We start from the raw sequence: 20,115 nt of genomic DNA, 5'->3' as shown, positions 1-20,115 counted from the left end.
GAGAGGAGACGCGCGATGGCCCAGGGCTCACTCCCACGGCCCGGAACCACCGCCCGCCGGCGACTTCCCGTCGTGGTCGTCGGAGCCGGTCCGTTCGGTCTCGCCACCGCCGCCTGGCTGGCCGCGACGGGCACGTCCCCCCGCGTGTTCGGCGATCCGATGGAGACCTGGCGGACCCATATGCCCGACGGCATGTTCCTCAAGTCGGTCCCTGCCGCGTCCTCGATCTCCGCACCCGAGGACGGCAACCGGTTCGCGGACTTCCGCGCCGCCCACGGTCGGCGGCCGGTGGGCGACACCTATCCGATCCCGGTCGACGAGTTCGTCGCGTACGGCCACTGGTTCCAGGAGCACCTGGTGCCCGACGTGGAACGCACGGCGGTGCACGACGTACAGCGGGTCGACGGCGCGTTCGGCGTGACCCTCGACTCCGGCGAGCAGTTCGAGGCGGCGGCCGTGGTGATGGCCACCGGACTCGTGGCCCACGCCTTCCGGCCCGCAGGCCTGGCACCGCTCGTCGCGGCCGGCCTCGCCTCCCACTCCTGCGACCACCCGGACCTGGCCGGATTCGCCGGCCGGCGCGTCGCCGTGGTCGGCGCCGGGCAGTCCGCCCTGGAGAGCGCCGCACTGCTGCACGAGGCGGGCGCCCGGCCCGTCGTGATCGCCCGGACCCGGTCCCTGCTCTTCGGCGACCCGCCCCCGACGGACCGGCCGTCCGCCCGGCCGGGGACCACCCGGCTGCGCAAACCCGGCTCGGCGCTGGGCCCCGGCTGGTCGCTGTTCGCGGTCAGCCGCGGCCCCGCCGCCTACCGCCGTCTGCCGCTCCCGGTGCGCACGCACCTGCTGCGCACCGTACTCGGGCCGTCCGGCGCCTGGTGGCTGCGCGACCGGGTGAACGGACAGGTGCCGGTGCTGTGCGGGCACCGGCTCGTCGCGGCCCGGCTCAAGGACGGCGCGAACGGCTCCGTACGCCTGGAGACGGAGGACACGGCGGGGCGGAAGGACGTCCTCGACACCGACCACGTCCTCGCGGCCACCGGCTACCGGGTGGACGTCGAGCGGATGCCCGCCCTGGCGCCGGCCCTGCGGGCGGCGGTGCGCACCTGGCCCGGCGGCCCGCCCGTGCTGTCGGCGGGGTTCGAGTCCTCGGTCCCCGGCCTGTACTTCACCGGCTTGGCCGCCGCCTCCACGTTCGGCCCCCTCCTGCGGTTCGTCCACGGCACGGCGTTCGCCGCCCAACGGGTCGCGTCCTCGGTCGCCGGCAGGGACCGGTGAACGCGAAGGACGCCCGCCGGTCCCTTCGGCGGGCGGCGCTGGCGCTGTCCGCCGCCCTGCTGCTGGCGGCCACCGCCTGCGTCGGACCCGTGGACGGCCCGAGGGCGGCCGGGGACGCACCACCGGCCGCCCTCATGCCGACCCCGTCCGACTCGTGGCGGCTCGTCCTGGACGACGACTTCGACGGAACGGAACTCGACGGCCGGACGTGGACCACCTGCTACGACTGGAACAAGGAAGGCTGCACCAACAGCGGCAACGACGAACTGCAGTGGTACCTGCCGCAGCAGGTCTCGGTGGGGAACGGCGAACTGACCCTCACCGCCGAGCGGCGCGAGACCCGCGGCAGCGACGACCGGACCTACCCGTGGACCTCCGGAATGATCTCCACCGGCCGGGACGACTGGTACGCCGAGCCCCGGCGCACGTTCACGTACGGCTACTTCGAGGCGGCGATCAGAATCCCGTCCGAGGAGGGCATGTTCCCCGCGTTCTGGATGATGCCCGACTCGCGCTTCACCCCGCCGGAGATCGACATCATGGAATTCCTGGACACCACCCAGGAGGTCAGCTTCTACGTGCACTGGCGCGAGCCCGACGACGACGAGGAGCGGCAGAGCGGCACGTACGGGCCGGTCGACTTCCCGGCGAAGTACCACGTGTTCGGCCTGCTGTGGGAGCCCGACAGGCTGGTCTGGTACGTGGACGACGTCGAGCGCCTCCGGGTGACGGACACCGAACGGATCCCCGACGTGCCCATGGAAGTGCTGATCAACCTGGCGGTCGGGGTGCCGGAGCCGCCTCCGGAGTCGGTCGACACGGCCCGGATGCACGTGGACTGGGTACGGGTGTGGCAGCAGCGGTGAAGCACCAGGCCCCTCGGCTCCGCTCCCACGCATCGGGCGACTCGCCGCGCACGGCCTCAGGAGACCGCCCTGTACGGCACGTTCAGCCGGGCCCTCATCCTGCGGTAGGCGCGCCAGCCCCTGGTCCGGGCCCCTTCGGGGAACGGCGCGACCGGCGCCGCCGCCCCCGTGGTCCACTGCCGGAACCGGTCCCGGTCCGTGTCGGCCCGCACCATCAGCCGGGCGATGCGCAGCGGATCGTCACCCGCCGAGCTGAACGCGTCCCGCACCGCCGTGGCCGACGTCCACCCCGCCGCACGCACCTGGTCGCGCACCGCGGGACTGGAGTACCCGTGCGGATAGGCGAACGAGGCGACCCGGTGGCCGAGGAAGTCCTCCAGCTCGCCCGCGCACCCCGCCACTTCGTCCCACACCGCGTGGGCGGGCAGGGTGTCGAGCTGGGGATGCGTCCTCGTGTGGCCGCCGATCTCGACACCGGAGGCCTCCAGCGCGGCGAGCTGGCGCCAGCTCAGCATCCGTGAACCGGGCGGGAAGACGGCCTCCGGCGGAGCGCCGGCCCGGCCGCGCAGCGCACCGGTGGTGACGTACAGGGTGGCGGGCAGGCCGAGGCGCGTGAGCAGGGGCAGCACGATCGAGTGGAAGTCCGCGAAACCGTCGTCGAAGGTGAGGACCGCCGACCGGTCGGGAAGCGGCGGGCCGCCGCGCTGGGCCGCCACCAGCCGGCGCAGCGGCACGAGCCGGAGACCGCTGTCGGCGATTGTCTCCAGCTGCTCGGCGAAGACCCGCGGGCCGACCGTGAACGGCGCTATCCAGGACGGCGGGTCGGACGACACCGAGTGGTACAGGAAGACGGGGACGGCTGTCATGGCAGGCCCCCGCCCGCTCCTCCGGCCCGCCCCGTGGCGGGTGCGGCGGCCGGGGCCCCGGCGGCGGACCGGTCCCCGCCGGAGGGCGGCGCGGGACGCCGGATCCGGCCCACGGCATAGCCCGCGACGGTCACGCCGACGCCTGCCACCAGTGCCGATGCCGTGCGCAGCCCGCCCGGGCGGCCCGACGTCAGCGCCCGCACGAACGCCCGCGGCACGGTCGACCGCAGATAGGCCCGCTCGCTGGACAGGGCCGTGCGGGTGCTGCCGATCCGGGCGACGTGCGCCTTGGACAGGCCCTCGGCGTAGCACCGCGCGACGAAGTACGCCCAGGTGGTGCGGGCCGCGGGTACCCGGTGCCGGACCGCCGCCGCGGGTTCGTGGAGCAGGACGGCGTCCGGGCTGCGGGCCGCGATCCGCAGGCACAGCTCGGTCTCCTCGCAGCCGAGGGGCCGCTTCCCCACCCGCCCGAGGTCGTTGCGGAAGGCTCCGGCGGCGATCATCTCGGACAGCCGGAAGGACATGTTGGCACCGATGAAGTTCCTTACGGGGGAGGACCGTTCCGGCAGTCCGCGGTACGAGCAGCCGACGACCCAGTCGAACTCGCGCGGGAACCACACCGGCCGCCGGGTGACCCACCACGGCCTGACCAGGCCCCCGACGCCCGCGACGGCGGGGTCGGCATAGCGGGCGAGGAGCCGGGCGGACCAGTCCGGATCGGCTGCCGCGTCGTCGTCGAGGAAGGCCACGACCTCGCAACGGGCGGCCGCCACACCGGTGTTGCGGGCGCCGGACAGCCCTTGGCGCTCGCCGTTCTCCAGCACGCGCACACCGGGGAAGGCGACGGACGCCCGCTCGTACAGCTCGTGGCAGTGGTCGACGACGAGGAGGATCTCCGTGACGGGGCTCCGCTGGGCGCGCAGCGACCCGATCGCCGTCCGCACGTCGTCCCAGCGGTCGAGGGTGTAGGCGCAGACGACGACGGTCAAGGTCGGCAGCGTGCGGGAAGCCGCCTCGCTCCCGGTCCCGGTCTTGGCCGCGGCCCCGGGGTCGACGGCCGTCGCGGACTCGGTCTCGGACTCGGCCTCGGACTCGGCCTCGGCCTCGGACTCGGCCTCGGTCTCGGCCTCGGTCTCGGCCTCGGTCTCGGCCTCGGACTCGGCCTCGGTCTCGGTCTCGGACTTGGTCTCGGTCTCGGTCTCAGTGTCCACGGGGACCTCCTGGGATCCGGTCGTGAGCCAGCGCGAACGCCAGATCAGCAGCGGCGTGGCGAGCAGGCACATGGTCACCAGCCAGGCGACGCCCGCCCCGGTGATCCCCAGCGTCGGCAGCAGCATCTTGGTGAGCCCCAGGACCATCACGCACATCACGATCTGCACGCCGACCGCCCACCGCAGCCGCCGGCGCGCCCGCCACACGTCGATGGCCATGCTGACCAGGATGTTCGGCAGGGCGGACAGGGCGAGGAGCCGTAGCAGGGTGCTTCCGTGCTCGGCGTACTCGGGGCCGAAGAAGTGGAGGATCTGCGGCGCCAGCGCGGCCACGAAGACGATGCCGGCGCCCAGCAGCAGACCCGTGTGGCGCAGCATCCGCACCGTGTGCTCGACCAGCCGCTCCGGGCTGCGCACGGCCTCCACCACGAGGGAGCTGCCCAGGTTGCGGGCCACCAGGTAGAGCGTGTAGCCGACGATCCAGGCGAGCGAGAAGTAGGCGCTCTGGTCGGCGCCCAGGTTGTTCAGGACCATCAGCGGGGGAATCGTGTACGCCGCCATCCGGAACAGCGAGCCGAAGTAGTCGGCGGCCGCGTACCGCAGTGCCTGCTTCGGTCGCTCCGCCTCCTGCGACACCCGTACGTGTTCGGGGACGGCCCGCCGCAGCAGGACGAAGTTGGCGACGACGAGGGAGACCGCGAGCGCGCCGACCCAGGAGAGCAGGATGCCGGAGAACAGCGCCAGGGCCGCGCCCATGCCGAGCAGGCCGATCTTCACGCAGGCGAAGATCACGTTCTCGCCCACCACCCAGCCGGGCCGCCGCACCGCCGTCAGCGCGCCGTCCTGCATCACGAAGACGGCGTATCCGGCGGTGGCGGCGACGAAGCAGGTGGCGGTCACCGGGGTCAGCAGGAAGCCGAGGCCTGGCGCGACCACGGGGACGAGCAGCAGGAAGGCCATGGCCACCAGCGCGCTGACGACGGCGCTCACGGCGTAGCAGAGGAGGATCAGCCGGCGGGTGTGGTGGCCGGCGGAGGGCACGAACCGGACCAGGAAGTCGGACAGGTTGAGCTGGCCGATGCTGGCGAGCAGCAGGGTCATGGAGAGCGCGGAGTAGCTGACGCCCACCACGTCGTCGTCGTACCAGTGCGTGGCCAGGAGCCAGAAGATCGACCCCAGCGCGGCGCTGACGAGGGAGCTGATCGCGAGGAGGTGCCCGTTGCGCAGCAGCGGGTCACGGGGGAAGACGGCGGCGACGCCGGTCCGGACCGACGCGCCGAGCGAGCGCCGGCCGCCGGGGGGAGTCCGGCCCTCTTCGGCCGTGGGGTCGGCCACCAGGGACGCTCGGCCGTGGAATGCCGCCCGCAGCTCGGTCATCGCCGTATCCGCCGTTCGATCCGGCGGCTGCGCAGGTAGCCGTAGGGCCCGTAGAGCAGGCCCCGCAGCTCCAGGCGGACGAGTTCGGACGCTGTGGCACCCGCTCCCACGCCCTGTCCGGCGCTCCGACCGTCGCTCTGTCCGGCATCGGGGCCCGGTCCGGCGCGTTCGCGGTTTCTGGCGATCACGTACCGGACGCCGCCGAACAGCCGCCGCAGCAGCGCGGGCAGCATGCGAGGTTCGTGGGCGAGTGCCGCGGCCAGGAAGGCACCGAACCCGGCGCCGTAGCCGTACGCCTGCGCGGCGAGTGCCTCGGGGGTGCGCCGGTGCCGGTGCCAGACGATCGCGCCGGGCTCGTAGGCGAGGGAGCGGCCGTGGGCCAGCACCCGGAAGAAGGCGAGCAGATCGTCGCCGCCGCGCGCGGGGGTGCCGGTGCCGGTGGCGGGGTCGAAGCCGCCGAGGCCGTGCAGGAGCTCCGTGCGGAAGGCCATGTTCGCACCGGAGCCGAAGCGGCCGGCGGTGAAGGGGAACAGCGGGTCCGCGGGCGGATCCCGCAGCGACCAGGTCAGCGGGGCGTATCCCTTGCCGAACGCGCCGTGCCGCTCCAGCGCGACCTGCGCCTCGGTGTCCAGCTCGGCGGGAACGATGAGGCCGGTGACGCAGCCGGTCCCGGGGTCGGCCAGGAAGGGGGCGACGAGCGCGGTGAGCCACCGCGGGTCGACCAGGGTGTCGTCGTCGGTGAAGGCGGTGATGTCGCCGCCCGCCACGGCGAGCCCCCGGTTGTGGGCGCGGGCGAGACCGGGCACGGGCTCCCGTAGGTAGCGGACCGCGGGACCGCCGTTCCGCCGGCCTGCGTACTCCCGCCGGACCAGTTCCTCGGTGGAGGTGTCCGCCGGGGCGTTGTCCACGACGATCACCTCGTACCGCGGGTACTCCAGGACGAGCAGGGAGTCCAGGCAGTCGCGCAGCATGCCGGCGCGGTTTCGCGTGGCCACGATGACGCTGACCGCGGGCGCCCCGTCGCGCCCCTGCCCGCGCATGCTCCCGCGCCTACGCCCGCGCGTGGCACGCGCCGCAGGGGGGTTCACGTCGGGTCCGTGGGCCGCGTCGGGTCCGTGGGCCGCGTCGGGTCCGTGGGCCGCGTCGAGACCGTGGGTCTCACCGGGGTGGTAGGTCCCGCCGGGGCCGGGGGCCTCGTCGAGGCCGGAAGTCCCGCCGGGGCCAGGCGTCTTGTCGAGGCCGGGGGCCCCATCGGGGCGGGGCCTCTCCTCGGCTGCGGTCGGGAAGTCCCGCCGCGCCGCCTCCGCGAGCGCCTGCCACAGCTCCTCGGGCCCCCCGCCGTACGCCTCGGCCATTCCCAGCGGACGGCCGTGGAGGCGTACGAGACCGAGCGCGCGGCCGGTCGGGCCGGTCCGCGCCCCGCCCCCCGGGCGCCGGAACGCCCCGGGCTCGGCGAGGTCGATGTCCACGACCGGCAGCGGCGCGGACAGCGGGGGCGTGCGGACCGCCGCCACCGGCGACGGCGCGGTGGCGGGCGGACCGCCGGTCACGGCGTGCTCCGCTCCTGCGGGGCGGGCGCCGGCCGGCCGCCAGGGCGCTCGGACAGGAGCGTACGCAGCACCCGGCGCCCGTCGGAGATCGCGTGAAGGTTGGACTGTCCGTTGCGGCGGGGCAGTTCGAGGCTCGGGACCTCGGCGATCCGGAGCCCGGAGCGCAGCGCGTGGACGATCATCTCGGCCTCGATCTCGAAGCCGGTGGCGTGCAGGTCCAGCTGGTCGAGGAAGCTGCGCCGGAACGCGCAGAAGCCGTAGCAGAGGTCGGTCAGCGTGGCGTCGTAGAGCCGGTTCACGAGGGCGAGCAGGGCGTGGTTGCCGAGCTTGCGGATGCGCGTGATGTCGAGCGAGCCGCCGCCTTCCACGAAGCGGGAGCCCTTGACGAAGTCGTAGCCGTTCTCGAGGAAGTGCACGAAGTGCGGGATCTCCGCCGGGGACATGCTGCCGTCGGCGTCCATCATCACCACGTAGTCGCCCTGCGCCTCGAGGAAGCCGGTGCGCAGGGCGTTGCCCTTGCCCTTGCCGCTCTGCTTCAGGCTGCGGACCGTCGGCAGGATCCGGGTCGCCACGGGGACCGTGGCGTCGTGGGAGTCGCCGTCGATCAGCAGGACCTCGCCGACGCAGTCCGGGATCTGTTCGAAGACCCACGGGATGTTGCGCGCCTCGTTGAGAGCCGGGATCACCAGACTCACCACGGGCCGGGTCGGCGTCCTGTCCCCTGCGCGCCGCATCGGGTGCGGGGGCGGGTCGGTCGAGCGGCGGAGCGGGTGTTCGGACGGCCGGGAGTCGGCGAGCTCCGATTCGGTGCTGCGCGGCAGAGTCGGGTGCGTGGTCATGATGGCTCCGTGAGGGATGCGGCGCACGGTCGTGTCGTGCTGCGGAGGCCGTCCGCCGGAGTGTGGCATCGCATGGGCTGCAGACCCTGACGATGCACCATACGTTTACGACGTATATGTACACTTTATCCCTGGATGTCCCTCGGTCAAGGCGAGCCTTTCAGGCGGACCTCTCGGCCGGGGCCGTACGACGGACCGCGCGACGGACCGCACGGTGGAGGCGGGCAGATGGCGATCGAGAAGGACCCCGCCACGGGGCGTACGGATCCCGCGCGCCGGGAACCCGCTGCACGCCGGGAGCCGGGTCGCCGGGCCGGCGACCACGGGCGCTACGGCCGGCTGAGCCGCGAACTCGTGCTCTCCGCCGCGCTGGGGCTGGTCGACCGCGAGGGCCTCTCCGCGCTGAGCATGCGCCGGACCGGCGCGGAGCTCGGGGTGGAGGCCATGGCGCTGTACCGGTACGCCGCCGGGAAGGACGCGCTGCTCGACGGACTGGTGGAGGCGCTCTACGCCGAGCTGGAGGAGGAGCTCGCCGCCTCCGAGGAGTCGCCCGAATGGCGGGACGAGCTCCACCGCATCGCCGCCGCGACCTACCGGGTCGCCCTCGGCCACCCCCATGTGGCCCCGCTCCTGGCCACCCGCATGCTGGCGGTCCCGCTCGCGCGCCGCCCGCTGCCCGTCCTCAGGGACCACGAGCGCATCCTGGCGCTCCTGAACCGGGCGGGTCTCGACGAGGACGCCACCGTGTCGGCCTTCCGGGCCGTCAGCGGCTGGGTCCTGGGCTGCATCCTCGGAGACCTGCGGGCCATGGTCGACAACCCCGACGAGCCCGATCCCGCCTTCCGGCTCGGGCTGCACCGCATGCCCGCGCGCGAGCTGCCCTGTCTGCGCGCCGCCGCTCCGACGCTCGCCCGGCGCGGCGGCCCCGAGGGCATGGGCGTCGGTCTCGACGCCCTCCTGGACCGTTTCGCCCCCGGGGCGGGGGCCGCGGAGTGACCATGCCCGGACTCACGGTGTGAGCCCCGGCGGGACCTACGGGGTGAGCCCGCGGACCAGCAGGTCGAGGAGGGCGCACACGAACAGCGCCATGCCGATGAAACCGTTCACCGTGAAGAACGCGCGGTTCAGGCGCGACAGGTCGTGCGGCTTCACGATCGAGTGCTCGTAGCAGAAGGCGGCCACGACGATCACGAGGCCGGCCCAGAAGAAGACACCGGCTTCGGTGGCGAGGGCGTACCAGACGAGCAGGCCCGTGGTGACGACCGCGGAGGCGCGGGCGCCCCACAGCGCGGCCGGGATGCCGAAGCGGGCGGGGACGGACATGACGCCGTGGGCCCGGTCCGCCTGCACGTCCTGGCAGGCGAAGATCAGGTCGAAGCCGCCGATCCAGACGCCGACCGCGAGGCCCAGGATCACCGCGTCCCAGGACCACTCCCCGGTCACCGCGAGCCAGGCGCCGATCGGCCCTATGGCCTGCGCGAGACCGAGGATGGCGTGCGGGAAGTTCGTGAACCGCTTGCCGTACGGGTAGACCACCATCGGCACCACGGCGAGCGGCGCGAGCGCCAGGCAGAGCGGGTTGAGCAGGGCGGCGGCGCCGAGGAAGACGACGACGGCGATCCCGGCCCCGGTCCACGCCGACCGCACGGACACCGCGCCGGTCACCAGCTCGCGGTGGGCGGTGCGCGGATTGCGCGCGTCGATCTCGCGGTCGATGATCCGGTTGCAGGCCATGGCGAAGGTCCGCAGCCCCACCATGCAGACGGTGACGAGGAACAGCGTCCACCAGTGGATGTTCTTGTCGACCTGGTACATCGCGGTGAGCGCGGCGGTGTACGCGAAGGGGAGCGCGAACACCGAGTGCTCGATCATCACGAGGCGCAGGAACGCCTTCGTGCGCCCCGGCTGGGCGCCGGGTACGGCGGCCGTGGTCACAGCCCGTACTCCTTCCAGCGGCGGTCCACGAGCGCGGCCGTCGCCGGGTCCGACTCGACCATGTCCGGCCAGCCGCCGTCCCGGGTGTAGCCCTCCTCGGGCAGCTTCTTCGTGGCGTCGATGCCCGCCTTGCCGCCCCAGAACTGCTGGTAGGAGGCGTGGTCGAGGTGGTCGACCGGCCCTTCGACGACCGTGAGGTCACGGGCGTAGTCGGTGTTGCCGAGGGCCCGCCAGGACACCTCGTGCAGGTCGTGGACGTCGCAGTCCTTGTCGACCACGACGATCAGCTTGGTCAGCGACATCATGTGCGCGCCCCAGATGGCGTGCATGACCTTCTGTGCGTGCTTCGGGTACTTCTTGTCGATCGAGATGATCGCGCAGTTGTGGAAGCCGCCCGACTCCGGCAGGTGGTAGTCGACGATGTCCGGCACGATGATCTTGAGGAGCGGCAGGAAGAAACGCTCCGTCGCGCGGCCGAGCGGGCCGTCCTCGGTCGGCGGCCGGCCGACGACGATCGACTGGAGCAGCGGACGCTTCCGCATCGTGATGCAGTCGATCTTCAGCGCGGGGAACGGTTCCTGCGGCGTGTAGAAGCCGGTGTGGTCGCCGAAGGGCCCCTCCGGCAGCATCTCGCCCGGCTCGAGCCAGCCCTCGACGACGACCTCGGCCTGCGCGGGCACCTGGAGCGGGACGGTCTTGCAGTCGACCATCTCGATCCGCTTGCCCTGCACGAAGCCGGCGAAGAGGTACTCGTCGATGTCGCCGGGCAGCGGCGCGGTCGAGGCGTACGTGACGGCCGGCGGGCAGCCGAAGGCGATCGCGACGGGCAGCCGCTCGCCCTTCGCCGCCGCGACGGCGTAGTGGTTGCGGCTGTCCTTGTGGATCTGCCAGTGCATGCCGATGGTGCGCTTGTCGTGCCGCTGGAGCCGGTAGAGCCCGAGGTTCCGGACGCCGGTCTCCGGGTGCTTCGTGTGGGTGAGGCCCAGGTTGAAGAAGGAGCCGCCGTCCTTGGGCCAGGTGAAGAGCGCGGGAAGGAGGTCGAGATCGACGTCGTCCCCGGTGAGCACGACCTCCTGTACGGGAGCGGCGTCCGACTTCACCTTCTTCGGCGGCACGTGGATCATGGAGCCGAGCTTGCCGAAGGCCTCGCGGACACCGACGAAACCGTGCGGAAGCTCGGGCTTGAGCAGCCCGCCGATCTTCTCGCTGATCTCGCTGTACGACTTCAGGCCGAGGGCCTTGAGGAGTCGCCGGTCGGTCCCGAAGACGTTCATCGCGAGCGGCATCGAGGAGCCCTTGACGTTCTCGAAGAGAAGCGCCGGACCCCCCGCCTTGTTCACCCGGTCGACGATCTCCCCGACCTCCAGGTACGGGTCGACTTCGGCCTTGATGCGCTTGAGGTCGCCTTCCCTCTCGAGGGCCCTGAGCAGCGAGCGGAGATCGTCGTAAGCCATAGGGGCCAGTATCCGCCACGGGCTACGCTGGACCTGTCACCGGGGCGGTCGAAACGAGCCCCTTCTCTGCTTCCAGGGGGCTGTCCCACATGCTCAGGGCGCTCATGTACATCCTGCCGCTGGCACTGACGATCTACGCCTTCATCGACTGCCTGAACACCCCTGAGGACGAGGCCAAGCACCTGCCCAAGGTGGTCTGGGTCATCATCATCCTGCTGTTCTGGATCGTCGGCCCGATCGTCTGGTTCGCCGCCGGCAAGATGCGCAGGTCCCCCGCCGGGGGCCGTACGCCCTCCGAATGGCACCGCAACCACCGCCAGGAGTGGGTGGCCCCGGACGACAACCCCGAGTTCCTGAAGTCCCTCAAGGAGGACAACGAGAAGGACGAGGCGGTCCTGAAGGACTGGGAGGCGGACCTCCGCCGCCGCGAGGAGGAGCTGAGGAAGCGCGAGCAGGACGGCGGCGACGCCGCTCCCGAGAAGCCCTGAGATGGAACTCAGACTCCTCGCCACCTTCGAGAAGGTGGCGACGGTCCTCTCCTTCACGAGGGCCGCGACGGAACTGGGGTACGCCCAGTCGAGCGTGACGGCCCAGATCCGGTCCCTGGAGACGTCCCTCGGGGTGGAGCTCTTCGAGCGTCTCGGCAGCCGCATCCGGCTCACCGAGGCAGGCGAGCGCCTGCTGCCGTACGCCCGCGCCATGGCGGAGCTCGCGGAGGAGGCCCGTACGGCGGTGGCGGCCACCGCGGACCCCACGGGCACGATCGCCGTCGGAACGATGGAGTCCCTGACCTCGTACCGGCTGCCACCGCTCCTGGAGTACTTCCACCACCGCTACCCCGGGGTACGCCTCACCCTGCGCCCCACCCTCGGCGACGAGACCCGGCAGGCGCTGCGGCAGGGCACGTACGACGTCGGCTTCCTGATGGAGCCGGAGACGGAGCACGAGGGCCTGGAGTCGGAGGTCCTGGCCCAGGAGCCGCTGGTCCTGGTGGCGGGCCCGGCCCACCCGCTGGCCGGCCGTACGGAGCTGACCGCCGCCGAGGTGGCGGGCGCGCAGCTGGTGGGCACCGAACCGGGCTGCCCGTACCGCGACCTGTTCGAGCGCGAGCTCGCGGCATGGTCCCCGCCGTTCATGGAGTTCGGCACGATCGAGGGGACGAAGCGCGGGGTGGCCGCGGGCCTGGGCGTGGCGCTGCTCCCCCGGGTCACGGTGACGGAGGAGCTGACCTCCGGGACCCTGGTGGAACTCCCCTGGGAGGCCCCGTTCACCCTCTTCACCCAACTCGCGTGGCGACGGGGGAAGCGGCTTCCGGCGCATGTCCGTCTGTTCGTGGAGCAGGCGCGGCGACTGGTGTCCGAGCAGCGAGGGTGACCCTGAGGCTGGCGAGGACGATCAGCGGAACGCCGAGCGCCTGGACGAGCCCGATGTGATGCCCGTACGCGGCCCAGTCGACGCCCATGGCGACGGCGGGGTACGTGAAGGCGAGCACCGCGATCTTGGCGGTGGGCAGCTTGGCGTAGGCGGCGTACATGAGGACGTACATCAGCCCGGTGTGGATGATCCCGAGCCCGACGAGCCAGCCCCAGCCGGCGCCGAGCTGCGACGCGGCACCGAAGTCGGCGAACGGGAGCAGCAGCGGGATGCCGACCAGTACCTGGACGAGGGCGATCAGGTGCGGCCGTACGCCGGTGATCCGCTTGGTGACGATCGTCGACAGGGCGTAGAGGACGGCGGCGCCGAGCGCGAGCCCGAGGCCCTTGAGCGAGGCGGTGTCGCCGGGCCGTATCCCGGAGACGAGCACCAGCCCGGCGAACGCGACGGCGAGCCAGCCGAACTTCGCGGCGGTGATCCGCTCCCGGAACAGCACGGCGCCGAACACCACCAGGAAGAACGGCTGCGTGTGGTAGACGACGGTGGCGAAGGAGATCGAGGTGGCCTCGTACGCCTCGAAGAGCAGCACCCAGTTGAAGACGATGAACACCCCGCCGAGCGCGGCGAGTCCGAACTTCCCCGGGGTGAGGCCGTGCCCGGTGAAGTATCCGCGGACCAGGCTGTACGCGCCGAGGGCGGCGGCCCCGAAGAGGCACCGGAAGAACACCACGTCGAAGGGGGACGCCCCCGACTCCACGACGAAGATGCCGAGGGTGCCGGAGAGCACCATGGCGAGGGTGAGTTCGACGGTTCCCCTGGTCTCGTTTCTCATGACGACGACGCTACGAGCGCCCCGGATCCGGGTCCACGAGCCAGTGGGGGGACCTTCCGATGGGGTCGATCGGCGGAGCCGATGGGGCCCCGGACCGCCGCCGTGCGCGGCGGGCGGCGGTCCGGGAGGGGGCTCAGTTGTCGGAGCCGACGGTGTTGTCGTGACCGGCGTTGAAGACGTCGTCGTGCGCGAACTGGAGCCAGTCGCCGAAGACGACGGTGTGCGAGGCCTCCGGCTCGAACTCGACGTGGACGTCGGCGCTCGCGATGCCGGCGGCACCGAGGACGAGGGCACCGGTGGCGAGGGCGGTCAGCAGGGAACGCATGGAGGACCTCTCGGTAGAGCGGCGGAACGCTCCGCCGACCGGCGGAGCACCCGGCAAGCCAAGGCCATGAACGGTCCGACCTCCCGGCGCCGGGCCGGTGGGACCCCGACCGTCAGCCGATCGGCGGAGGACCGGGCGCGCGGCGATCGGCGGAGGCCCGCACCCGCAGACGAGGACCGACCAAGTGGCCCATGACCGCGAGCCGTGAATGGACCACAGCCCTGGGACACCTGATCCCTAACGTTGCCCCGTCGGCAACGGTGAGCGGCTCACGGGCGGCTCCGGCCAAGGGAGTTCCTGTGATCACACGGTTCATGCCGCCCCCGGGGGCAGCCCGGACCCTCGCCGCCGCCCAGCTGAGCAACTCCGTGGGCGACGGCCTGTACTACACCTGCTCGGCGCTGTACTTCACCCACGTCGTCGGCCTGCCGGCGACCCGGCTCGGGCTCGGCCTGACCCTGGCCTGGGCCGTCGGTTCCCTGGCCGGCGTGCCCCTCGGCCACCTCGCCGACCGGCGGGGACCGCGCGACCTCGCGGTCCTCCTCAGCCTGGCCACCGGGGCGATCGTCGCGACGTTCCTCGTCATCGACTCGTTCGTTCCGTTCGTGCTGGTGACCTGCCTGTACGCGACCGCCCAGTCGGGCCTCGCGGCGGTCCGTCAGGCCCTGCTCGCGGAGCTCGTCCCCCCGGCCGAGCGCACCGGCGTCCTCGCCCACCTGCAGTCGACCCTCAATGCCGGTCTGGCCGTCGGCGCGGCGCTCGGCGGGCTCGCCCTGAGCGACGGAACCCGCCCCGCCTACCTCGCCGCCTTCGCCGTCGACGCGCTCGGCTTCCTGCTCGCGGCGCTGATCCTGCTGCGGCTGCCGGCCTCGCGCACCACCGCCCGGGCGGCCGCACACGGGGACGACACCGGACCCCGTCTCACCGCCGTGCTGCACGACAGGCCCTATGTCGTCCTCATGCTCGTCAACACGGTGCTCCTGCTCCGGCTGCCGCTGCTCAGCCTCGCGATCCCGCTGTGGATCGCCACCCGGTTCCCCGCACTCACCTGGCTGGCCTCGGTCCTGTTCGTCCTCAACACCGGAGCCGTGATGCTCTTCCAGGTGCGCACGGCGCGCGCGGTCACGGATCTGCCGTCCGCCTCCCGCCTGATGCGCCGCGCGAGCCTGATCCTCCTCGCCTCGTGCGCCGTCTTCGCGGCCTCGGCCGCCCGCCTCCCGGCCTGGGCCACGGTGACGATCCTCCTCGCGGGCGCGGTGCTCCAGGTGATCGGGGAGATGCAGCACTCCGCGGGCTCCTGGCACATCGGCTTCGACCTGGCACCGCCGCACCGGATCGGCCAGTACCAGGGCTTCTTCGGCACGGGCGTGGCCGTCGCCCGCACCCTCGGCCCGACGCTGGTCACCGTCCTCGTGGTGGCCTGGGGAGTCCCCGGCTGGCTCCTGCTCGGCGCCCTCTTCCTCGGCGCCGGCTGCGCGACGGGCCCGGCGACCCGCTGGGCGGCCAGAACCCGCCCCGACGCCGAGCCTCGCGCGGGCCTGAGGGGCGCGGGAACGGGGACTGCGCCCGTCCTGGGGCGTCAGGACACGGCGGACGGCGCCGGATGGCAAGGACACGCGCACACGAGATGACGGACCCCCTGTACGCCGCTGTCTCGGGGTACGTGGTCCCGGCATCGGTCGTGGCGGCCGACGATGCAGCGCGGTGACGTGAACTCCGGCTCGGGAGTGTCCCCGAGGGCGCCCGCCGGCAGGGACACGGTCACCGCGTCGGCGATCTCCGGCGTCACCCACCAGCCGTCGCCCGCGCGGTCACGGTGGTGCCCTTCATGCCCGACGGCGAGCACACAGACGGAACCGCCCCACACCGGCCGCACCACGTCCGCGACGGCGAACACGGACCGCCGCGCCCCACAGCGGCTCATCGGGTGCCCCCGGCGTGGATGTTCCGGCGATCGACGTCGACCCCGACCGTCGCGAACCAGAGCGCCCGCCGTCGGCTGCGCTGCGCCGCTCGCCGTGCCGGAACGCGGTGACGGGGCGCCGCCGGGCGGGGCCGGTGCCTGCCGGTGGGCGGCAGGGTCAGCATGAGCAGCCAGAGGAGGAGCGGGATCCAGACCCGGCCCAGTACGCGCGCGATAGGGTTCCGCACGTCATCAACTCCGTTGGTAGTTGGTGGCGATGCCCCGGGAGGTCTAGCCACCTCGCCGGGGTCTTCGTGTCTGACAACCCTATGAGGCATGTATAGCTCTGCATAGCTCACTACTGGTTAGCACAGGTCTTCGATGCCTACGTTGGTCGTGTGAACGACCACGGCGAGATCCCCGAGTTCGACCCGCAGGGCCCCCAGTTGATCTACGTCGCGGTGGCCGACCACATCGCCGCCCGCATCTCGGCCGGAGAGCTGACTCCAGGCTCCCGCCTGCCCGCCGAGCGAGACCTGGCCGAGGAGTACGGTGTCGCCTACCTCACCGTCCGCCGCGCCGCCCGGGTCCTCCGCGAGCGGGGCCTGATCCTGACCGTCCACGGCAAGGGGACGTTCGTCGTCGACCCCCTCCCGACGGCCGAGGACACCCGCAGGTGTGAGGACACGAGTCCGCCGGGGAAGTAGTCCCGCATGGACCAGGAACAAGCCCACCGCCGGCTCGCCGTCGCCCTCGCCGAGGCCCGCGCCGGGCGGGAAGAGGGCGGCATCCCGATCGGGGCCGCGCTGTACGGGGCGGACGGCGCGCTGCTCGGGCGCGGGCACAACCGGCGCGTGCAGGACGGGGACCCGTCGGCGCACGCGGAGACCGCCGCCTTCCGGGCGGCCGGCCGGCAGCGCTCGTACCGGGGTACGACGATGGTGACGACCCTGTCGCCCTGCTGGTACTGCTCCGGTCTGGTGCGGCAGTTCGGGATCTCGCGGGTGGTCGTCGGCGAGGCGGAGACCTTCCACGGCGGGCACGACTGGCTGGCGGAGCACGGGGTGGAGGTCCTCGTGCTCGACGATCCCGAATGCGCCGCGCTGATGCGGGAGTTCATCGCCGAACGACCGGCTCTCTGGAACGAGGACATCGGCGATGAGTGAAGAGGCGAGTGGCGCACCTGCGTGCCAGGCGAATCTGCCCACGATCGATCTGGCCCGCGACGCGGCCCCGCAGCTGCCCGCCGTCGACCGCGCCCTCCGCGAGGCCGGCTTCCTCCTCGTCACCGGGCACGGCGTCGACCCCGCCCTCCGGGCCGGGATCCGTTCCTCCGCCCGCCGCTTCTTCCACCTCCCGCCCGCCGTCAAGGAGCGGTACGCCGTGCGGGTCGGCGGCCGGGGCTGGCTCGGGCCCGGCGCGGAGGCCAACGGATACGCGGAGGGTACGGCGACCCCGCCCGACCTGAAGGAGTCGCTGTCCTTCGCGGCGGACGAGCCGACCGGGGACCCGGCCGTGGACGCCGAGTGGTTCCTGCCGAACACCTGGCCCGACGAGGTCCCCGAGCTGAAGCCGCTGGTGGAGACGTACCTGGCGCAGATGAAGACGCTCTCGGACCGGGTCCTGGACCTGCTCGGCGTGGCCCTCGGCGAGGAGCGGGACTTCTTCACCCGGCACACCGGACACCCCACCTTCGGCTTCAACGTCAACTGGTACCCGGGGCGGGAGCGCACGGGCGAGCCGGAGCCGGGCCAGTTCCGGATCGGCCCGCACACGGACTTCGGCACGGTCACCGTCCTGGACCGGGAGGCGGGCAAGGGCGGCCTGCAGGTCTTCACCGATGCCGGCGGCTGGCAGGACGCTCCGTACGATCCGGCTGCCTTCACCGTCAACATCGGTGACCTGATGGCGGGTTGGACGGGCGACCGATGGCGCTCGGGACGCCACCGCGTACTGCCGCCACCGGCCGACGTCCCCACGGAGGAGCTGATGTCACTCGTGTACTTCTACGAGTGCACGCCCGGGACGACGATCCACGGCATCGAGTCGCACGGGTACCTCAGGGCACAGCTCGACGCGATCGCCACGGAGTGACGGCTCCCCGGGCGCCGCCCGGGCCCCCGAGGACACGCCTTCACAACGACTCGAAAGCAGACTCGAAAAGCCCACCGCTTTCCCAACACGCCGTCGATATCCTGGAATTGGATGTCACGGGGGTAACGGGGGCAACGGGGGTGACGGGTCGTGGACAGGGAACTGTACGGCCGCGAGGCGGCCTTGCACGAGGCCGGACTGGTCGCGCGTCTGAGCGGCCTCACGAAGCACGGCACCTCCCGGGTGCCGTTCGAGCACGGTGACGATCCGCCGGTCACCGTCTTCACCGGCGGGCGCGGTACGGGCAAGACCGCCCTGCTCAAGGAGGTCCGCAACCGCTACAAGGGGTACACGCCGCTGGCGCTCCTCGACTGCGCGCACATCGAGCCGCCGGCCGACCACGGCCCCGGCTGGACCCCGCTCACCGGGGCCCTCGCCGAGCTCGCCGTGCAGATGTCGCCGAAGGTGCTCGGCGCACGGCCGGTGAAGTTCCCTCGGGTGTCGCTCGGGCTCGTCGCGGTCGCCTCGATCGGCTGGTCGCAGGAGGACGACGAACGGGCCCGGCACGACCTCCAGCGACTCGGGCCGCTGCTCGCGACCGTCGACCCGACCAGGGGCGCGGCCACCCACTGGGTCGGCAAGGTGCTCGCCAAACTGGCCGCCACGTTCGCCGAGGCCACCGTCCCGCTCGCCGGGCTGCTGGCCGAGGCGACCGTGGAGACCGTCCTCGAGGAGGTGTTCGGCCGCCTCCAGCGCACCTCGGAGAGCTGGTACGGCACCTATCGCAACGCCGGCGGACGGGGCAAGGCGGGCCTCCAGCAGCTGGCGATCGACTTCGAGCAGGGCGGCAGGCGCCGCGCAGAGGCCGAGGGCTTCCTCGTCGGCGCGCTGACCGAGGACCTCCTCCACCCGTACGTGGGGATCCGGCGCGGCGGGCGGATCGGCCGCCCGCTGGTCCTCCTCGACAACGCCCACGAACCGCTCGGCCGGCAGCTCGTCGAACCGATCCTGCGCGCCCGCGCCGAGGGCCGCCGCGACCGGGTCGTCGTCCTCGCCGCCTCCCGGATCCGGGAGCACGAGGGGCTGCGCAACGCGACCAGGACACGGCTGCCGGAGACCGCGCACCGGGCGCCCAGCCCGCGCGACGCCCGCGTCGGCTCCGGCATCCTCGCCGTGGAGCTCACGCCGCTCTCCCCGTCCCAGACCCGTTCCGCCTTCGACCACCACGACCCGGCCGGCCGGACGCCCACCGAACTCGCGCGTGCCGTGCACCGGTTGACCGGCGGCCGCCCTCTCGGCGTCGCCCTCCTCGGCCGGGCCGCCGGAGAGGCACCGGAGCGTCTGCGGGCGGGCCTCACTCCGGGCGGGCTGCTCGACCTGACCGTGGAACTCCGCGAGGACACCCCGCCGGTGCCCGTCGCCCCCACCCTCCTCGCCGAACTCCTCCCGGTGCGGCGGCCCGGCCCGTACGCCGTGCTCGCCGCCGCCCACGACGAGGAGTCCGCCCGGATGCTCGCCCACGCCCGACTCCAGGGCGAGTCCCTGGACGGGGACGTGGCGCTGCGCGTCCGCGACCAGCTGCGTTCCGAGGACTGGGCGGAGGGCCCCGGGCACTTCGTCGCCGACCCGCTCCTGCGCGCCCTGCTCCTGCACCGCCTCCGCTTCGAGGACGGCGACCATCCCCGGTACGCGGCCTGGCACGCCGTCCACGAGACCCTGCACCGGCACTACGGCCCCGAGCCCGGCCCGTACCGCCTCCATCACGACCTGGCCCTCGGCCGCACCGAGGAGGCCGTGACGCAGCTGCGGCTCACCTTCCCGGAGCAGGACGTCCTCGGCTGGCTGGGGCGGCTGCGGTTCATCGGCTCCGCCCCGTACCCCCGCGAGCACGGCCGGAGCGGTCCGGACCCGCGCCGGGCGATCGCCCTCGGCCAGGGGCCGACCGGGGACCTCCCGCCCGGCCTCGACGTCGACACCACCGAACTCCACCTGTCCGTACGGCGGCTGCTGCACGCCGTATGGCTGCTCACCGATCCGCTCGCACTGCCCGACGACGAGGTGGCCGACCGCCTCGCGCACGAACTGCGCCGGCTCTCCGGCCGTCATCTGACGGGCAGCGGTTCGCTCTGGGACGCGGCCACCCACTGGCCGCGCGACATCCGTGCCTGGCGGGAGCTGTCGCTGCCGCCGGGCCGCGAGGACGGAGTCTGACGC

Annotated in this window: 19 protein-coding genes; 10 read left to right on the top strand and 9 right to left on the bottom strand. The window is 72.9% G+C overall.

All coding sequences use genetic code 11. From position 1 onward, the window contains the following. Nucleotides 1-15 precede the first annotated feature (15 nt). Both ACZ4XX_RS26185 and ACZ4XX_RS26180 read left to right on the top strand, forming a co-directional pair. Entirely contained in the window at nt 16-1,275 is a 1,260-nt protein-coding gene (locus ACZ4XX_RS26185; protein WP_468510310.1) for an FAD-dependent oxidoreductase, read from the top strand. After that, nucleotides 1,272-2,141: a glycoside hydrolase family 16 protein gene (locus ACZ4XX_RS26180; RefSeq protein ID WP_468510309.1), complete on the top strand. Its 870-nt coding sequence runs from the start codon at nt 1,272-1,274 to the stop codon at nt 2,139-2,141. Before ACZ4XX_RS26185 ends, ACZ4XX_RS26180 begins: the two co-directional genes overlap by 4 nt. A gap of 56 nt (nt 2,142-2,197) precedes the next feature. On the opposite strand, the gene ACZ4XX_RS26175 is transcribed toward ACZ4XX_RS26180, so the two are convergent. From ACZ4XX_RS26175 to ACZ4XX_RS26160, 4 genes are read right to left on the bottom strand one after another with little or no spacing between them, the layout of a single operon-like run. Further along, on the bottom strand, nt 2,198-3,007 hold the full coding sequence (locus ACZ4XX_RS26175) for a polysaccharide deacetylase family protein (protein ID WP_468510308.1): 810 nt from the start codon (nt 3,005-3,007) through the stop codon (nt 2,198-2,200). After that, nucleotides 3,004-5,595 carry a glycosyltransferase gene (locus ACZ4XX_RS26170; RefSeq protein ID WP_468510307.1) on the bottom strand — a complete coding sequence of 864 codons (2,592 nt, stop codon included), beginning with the start codon at nt 5,593-5,595 and terminating at the stop codon, nt 3,004-3,006. Before ACZ4XX_RS26170 ends, ACZ4XX_RS26175 begins: the two co-directional genes overlap by 4 nt. Further along, on the bottom strand, nt 5,592-7,145 hold the full coding sequence (locus ACZ4XX_RS26165) for a glycosyltransferase family 2 protein (RefSeq protein WP_468510306.1): 1,554 nt from the start codon (nt 7,143-7,145) through the stop codon (nt 5,592-5,594). Before ACZ4XX_RS26165 ends, ACZ4XX_RS26170 begins: the two co-directional genes overlap by 4 nt. Next, a complete protein-coding gene (locus ACZ4XX_RS26160; RefSeq protein ID WP_468510305.1) occupies nt 7,142-7,984 on the bottom strand; it encodes a glycosyltransferase family 2 protein in 843 nt (280 codons plus the stop codon). The genes ACZ4XX_RS26165 and ACZ4XX_RS26160 overlap by 4 nt, the downstream gene beginning before the upstream one ends. Nucleotides 7,985-8,212: 228 nt before the next feature. Here ACZ4XX_RS26160 and ACZ4XX_RS26155 point away from each other — a divergent pair, with 228 nt between their 5' ends. After that, nucleotides 8,213-8,980: a TetR/AcrR family transcriptional regulator gene (locus ACZ4XX_RS26155; RefSeq protein ID WP_468510304.1), complete on the top strand. Its 768-nt coding sequence runs from the start codon at nt 8,213-8,215 to the stop codon at nt 8,978-8,980. 36 nt (nt 8,981-9,016) lie between these two features. Here ACZ4XX_RS26155 and mqnP read toward each other — a convergent pair whose 3' ends face one another. Then, nucleotides 9,017-9,919, bottom strand: coding sequence for a menaquinone biosynthesis prenyltransferase MqnP (gene mqnP / locus ACZ4XX_RS26150; RefSeq protein ID WP_468510303.1), 903 nt, complete (start codon nt 9,917-9,919; stop codon nt 9,017-9,019). Next, the gene (locus tag ACZ4XX_RS26145) at nt 9,916-11,373 is read right to left on the bottom strand and encodes a menaquinone biosynthesis decarboxylase (protein WP_468510302.1); all 1,458 of its coding nucleotides are present in this window, start codon (nt 11,371-11,373) and stop codon (nt 9,916-9,918) included. Before ACZ4XX_RS26145 ends, mqnP begins: the two co-directional genes overlap by 4 nt. 89 nt (nt 11,374-11,462) lie before the next feature. On the opposite strand from ACZ4XX_RS26145, the gene ACZ4XX_RS26140 reads away from it, so the two are divergent. Both ACZ4XX_RS26140 and ACZ4XX_RS26135 read left to right on the top strand, forming a co-directional pair. Further along, complete coding sequence (locus tag ACZ4XX_RS26140) at nt 11,463-11,861, top strand: PLD nuclease N-terminal domain-containing protein (protein WP_468510301.1); 399 nt, start codon at nt 11,463-11,465, stop codon at nt 11,859-11,861. A 1-nt stretch (nt 11,862) separates the two neighbouring features. Further along, on the top strand, nt 11,863-12,747 hold the full coding sequence (locus tag ACZ4XX_RS26135; protein ID WP_468510300.1) for a LysR family transcriptional regulator: 885 nt from the start codon (nt 11,863-11,865) through the stop codon (nt 12,745-12,747). Here the strand turns inward: ACZ4XX_RS26135 and ACZ4XX_RS26130 are convergent. Then, entirely contained in the window at nt 12,650-13,579 is a 930-nt protein-coding gene (locus ACZ4XX_RS26130) for a DMT family transporter (RefSeq protein ID WP_468510299.1), read from the bottom strand. The two genes, ACZ4XX_RS26135 and ACZ4XX_RS26130, sit on opposite strands and share 98 nt — an antisense overlap. Before the next feature lie 133 nt (nt 13,580-13,712). After that, nucleotides 13,713-13,904 (bottom strand): hypothetical protein, encoded by a 192-nt coding sequence (locus ACZ4XX_RS26125; protein ID WP_468510298.1) that lies wholly within the window; start codon nt 13,902-13,904, stop codon nt 13,713-13,715. 302 nt (nt 13,905-14,206) lie between these two features. Here ACZ4XX_RS26125 and ACZ4XX_RS26120 point away from each other — a divergent pair, with 302 nt between their 5' ends. Then, nucleotides 14,207-15,535, top strand: a complete 1,329-nt coding sequence (locus tag ACZ4XX_RS26120; RefSeq protein ID WP_468510323.1) for an MFS transporter — start codon at nt 14,207-14,209, stop codon at nt 15,533-15,535. 289 nt (nt 15,536-15,824) lie between these two features. Here the strand turns inward: ACZ4XX_RS26120 and ACZ4XX_RS26115 are convergent, their stop codons facing one another. Continuing rightward, nucleotides 15,825-16,055: a hypothetical protein gene (locus ACZ4XX_RS26115; protein ID WP_468510297.1), complete on the bottom strand. Its 231-nt coding sequence runs from the start codon at nt 16,053-16,055 to the stop codon at nt 15,825-15,827. A gap of 150 nt (nt 16,056-16,205) precedes the next feature. Between ACZ4XX_RS26115 and ACZ4XX_RS26110 the strand changes: the two genes are divergently transcribed. The 4 genes from ACZ4XX_RS26110 to ACZ4XX_RS26095 all read left to right on the top strand — a co-directional run bounded on the left by ACZ4XX_RS26110 (nt 16,206) and on the right by ACZ4XX_RS26095 (nt 20,112). Further along, nucleotides 16,206-16,514 (top strand): winged helix-turn-helix domain-containing protein, encoded by a 309-nt coding sequence (locus ACZ4XX_RS26110; protein WP_468510296.1) that lies wholly within the window; start codon nt 16,206-16,208, stop codon nt 16,512-16,514. A 6-nt stretch (nt 16,515-16,520) separates the two neighbouring features. Next, the gene (locus tag ACZ4XX_RS26105; protein WP_468510295.1) at nt 16,521-16,973 is read left to right on the top strand and encodes a nucleoside deaminase; all 453 of its coding nucleotides are present in this window, start codon (nt 16,521-16,523) and stop codon (nt 16,971-16,973) included. Then, entirely contained in the window at nt 16,966-17,901 is a 936-nt protein-coding gene (locus ACZ4XX_RS26100; RefSeq protein ID WP_468510294.1) for an isopenicillin N synthase family dioxygenase, read from the top strand. The genes ACZ4XX_RS26105 and ACZ4XX_RS26100 overlap by 8 nt, the downstream gene beginning before the upstream one ends. A gap of 150 nt (nt 17,902-18,051) precedes the next feature. Then, the gene (locus tag ACZ4XX_RS26095) at nt 18,052-20,112 is read left to right on the top strand and encodes a hypothetical protein (RefSeq protein WP_468510293.1); all 2,061 of its coding nucleotides are present in this window, start codon (nt 18,052-18,054) and stop codon (nt 20,110-20,112) included. The last annotated feature ends 3 nt before the right edge of the window (nt 20,113-20,115 follow it).

This window comes from Streptomyces sp. NPDC029956 (assembly GCF_055574655.1).
This window is presented reverse-complemented; position numbering and strand designations above follow the sequence as displayed.